Annotated in this window: 3 protein-coding genes and 1 pseudogene; all 4 read left to right on the top strand. The window is 62.1% G+C overall.

Going from position 1 to position 2,937, the window contains the following annotated elements:
* Positions 1–229 precede the first annotated feature (229 nt).
* Positions 230–550 (top strand): AtuA-related protein, encoded by a 321-nt coding sequence (locus tag VNX23_RS19680; protein WP_325632705.1) that lies wholly within the window; start codon positions 230–232, stop codon positions 548–550.
* 19 nt (positions 551–569) lie between these two features.
* Positions 570–1,919, top strand: coding sequence for an amidase (locus VNX23_RS19675; RefSeq protein ID WP_325632704.1), 1,350 nt, complete (start codon positions 570–572; stop codon positions 1,917–1,919).
* The gene (locus VNX23_RS19670) at positions 1,912–2,601 is read left to right on the top strand and encodes a DUF2848 domain-containing protein (RefSeq protein WP_325632703.1); all 690 of its coding nucleotides are present in this window, start codon (positions 1,912–1,914) and stop codon (positions 2,599–2,601) included. Before VNX23_RS19675 ends, VNX23_RS19670 begins: the two co-directional genes overlap by 8 nt.
* A gap of 175 nt (positions 2,602–2,776) precedes the next feature.
* Positions 2,777–2,890: pseudogene (locus VNX23_RS31095) on the top strand (KUP/HAK/KT family potassium transporter); the annotation flags it as partial.
* Positions 2,891–2,937 lie beyond the last annotated feature (47 nt).

Below are 2,937 nucleotides of genomic sequence, written 5' to 3'. Positions count from 1 at the left end.
GTCGAACGCTTCTTCGCCTGGATTCAGTGGCGCCGGCGCCTGCTGGTCCGCTGGGAGTTCTATCCTCAAAACTTTCTCGGTTTCGTTCAACTCGCTTGCCTACTTATCCTCTTCAAGCAATTTTGAGATAGGTTCTAGAATCTTGTATTTGCTAGTGTCCCTTTGGTTCTGACATTCGTAAACGAAGGTGCCGCGATATGATACGAATGTCAGAACCGGGACGCTAGCGATGAAGCTGCGCGAGATCGCCCATTCCCGCACCGGCGACAAGGGCAACACGTCGAACATTTCCGTCATCGCCTATGACGAAAAGGATTATCCGTTGTTGCTCGAACGGGTCACGAGCGAGCGGGTGAAAGCGCATTTTGCCGGCGTCGCCGAAGGCGAGGTGGTCCGTTACGAGCTGCCCAACCTGTCGGCGCTGAATTTCGTCATGACCAAGACGCTGGGCGGCGGGGTGACACGGTCACTTGCGCTCGATGCGCATGGCAAATCGCTGAGCTCGGCATTGCTCGATCTGGAAATCGGAGACGTTTCGGGCAACAAATAGCCGCTTCATGAGGCCAACGATGCGCAACACTCCGACACTGGCCACCTTGGCCGAAGATATCGCAAGCGGTCGCACCAGCGCGCGAAAACTCGTCGAGGAATGTCTGTCCAGGATCGCCGATCCTTCCGGCGAGGGCGAACGCGCCTTCATCCATGTCGACAAAGAGGCCGCCATCGAGGCGGCCGAAGCCATGGACCGGTTGCGCAAGGCAAACGCCGCGCCGTCGGCTTACGCAGGCATACCCGTATCGATCAAGGACCTCTTCGACATCAGCGGGCAGGTCACCCGCGCGGGCTCCCGGGCGCTCGAGGACTCCGCCCCGGCGGACGCCGATGCACCCGTGGTGGCGCGCTTGCGCCGCGCCGGCTTCATCGTGATCGGCCGCACCAACATGACCGAATTCGCCTACTCCGGAATCGGGATCAATCCACATTACGGCACGCCGAAAAGTACATGGCGGCGCGAGGTCGGCCACGTGCCCGGCGGATCGTCTTCGGGCGCAGCGGTATCGGTCGCCGACGGCATGGCACATGGCGCGCTCGGCACCGACACCGGCGGATCGTGCCGGATTCCGGCTGCCTATAACGGCATTGTCGGTTTCAAACCGACGCAGCGTCGCGTGCCGCGCGAGGGTGGCGTGCCGTTGTCGTTCACCCTCGACAGCTACGGCCCCCTGGCGCGCTCCGTCGGCTGTTGCGCGGTGCTCGATGCCGTGCTGGCCGACGAACCGGTCCAGCCGCCGCTAGCCCGTCCGATCAGGGGCATGCGGCTTGCGGTCCCGACTACTGTCGCACTCGACGAGCTCGACGATGAGGTGGCGCGAAGCTTCGACAGGGCGCTGGAAAATTTGTCGCGCCAGGGCGCGTCGATCGAGCGGATCGAGGTGCCGGAATTCCTCGATGTCGGCGTGATCAACAGCAAAGGTGGTTTCGCCGCGGCGGAAAGCTACGCCTGGCATCGCTATCTCATCGCGAGCCACGGCGATGTCTACGATCCCCGGGTGTCCTCGAGGATCCTGCGCGGAGCGGACATCAGCGCTGCAGATTACATCGATCTCGTGGAGGCACGAAAGTCATTGATCGCACGCATCGCAGTTCGGCTCGCTCCCTTCGAGGCGTTGGTGATGCCGACCACGGCGAACACGCCGCCGCGCATCGCCGATCTCGCGGACGACAAGGCCTATGCGAAGGCGAACGTTAAGTCGCTGCGCAATTGCACGCTGATCAACATGATCGACGGTTGCGCGATCTCGATACCTTGCCATCGCGAGGGCGAAGCACCGGTCGGACTGATGCTCGCCGCAACGGGCGGATCGGACCGCCGTATATTCGAGCTGGCGGCAGCAATGGAGGACGTAGTCCGTGTTTGATCTGACATTCACCGTCGTCGACGCCTACGGCGCGACGACGCCGCTGACGCTGGCGATCGACCAGGCCGTGGTGGCGGGGTGGACCGGCCGCGACCCGGTCGCGCGCGACAAGCACATCGCCGAGCTCGAGGCGATCGGGATCGCGCGCCCGGCGACGACCCCGATCTATTACCGGGTTTCGGCGCGGCGGCTGACCACGGAAGACGAGATCGAGGTCTGCGGCGGCGATTCCAGCGGAGAGGTGGAGTTTGTCCTGATCGGCTGGCAGCGGCGGATCTTCGTTGGCCTGGGGTCCGATCACACCGACCGCAAGGTCGAGAGCTACAGCGTCACGGTTTCCAAGCAGATGTGCGATAAGCCGATCGCATCCACGCTGTGGGAACTCGAAGAGGTCATCGACCATTGGGACCGCCTGATCCTGCGCGCCCACGCCTGGATCGGCGGCAAGCGGGAGCTTTACCAGGAGGGTACGCTGGATGCGATGCTGCCGGTTTCGGAACTTCTCGCACGCGGCTTTCCGGACGGAAAACTGCCCGATGGTTGCGCCATGTTCGGCGGCACCTTTGCGGCAAAAGGCGGTATCCGGCCCGCCAGCCGCTTCGAATTCGAACTCGAGGATCCGGTCCTGAAACGCAGCATCCGGCACGCTTACGACGTGATCGAACTGCCGGTGCGAGGATAGCGGCTCTCTATTACATGCCATCGGAAGCGGGGCACTAAAGCGGGATGATTTTTAGTTGAATCGATTTATCAGCCGACCTCGGCTCACCTCTCCCCTCGCGGGAGAGGTCGGATCGCATCATTGGATGCGATCCGGGTGAGGGGGTCGTTGTTATCGCGATAAACAGACCCCGCCAGTTGCAGTCGAGCGGATCGACGCATTTCTACAGCATAATGCCAAAGGCTCCGCAACCTTCTTCGGCGTGCCCGCAAGACAAGTGGTGGAATTTGGCACCGAGATCGAGATTTGAGAGCCTGGTGAAAACGATCGGACAACAGATCGGCGTTCATTGCCAGG

This window comes from Bradyrhizobium sp., assembly GCF_035570375.1.
In the GTDB taxonomy this organism is placed as follows: Bacteria; Pseudomonadota; Alphaproteobacteria; order Rhizobiales; family Xanthobacteraceae; genus Bradyrhizobium.
The sequence above is the reverse complement of the archived record's forward strand: the minus strand, read 5'-3'. Positions and strand labels throughout refer to the sequence as shown.

Coding starts and splice junctions, on each gene's coding strand:
- VNX23_RS19680 (WP_325632705.1), top strand. CDS start 230: ATGAAGCTGCGCGAGATCGCCCATTCCCGCACCGGCGACAAGGGCAAC.
- VNX23_RS19675 (WP_325632704.1), top strand. CDS start 570: ATGCGCAACACTCCGACACTGGCCACCTTGGCCGAAGATATCGCAAGC.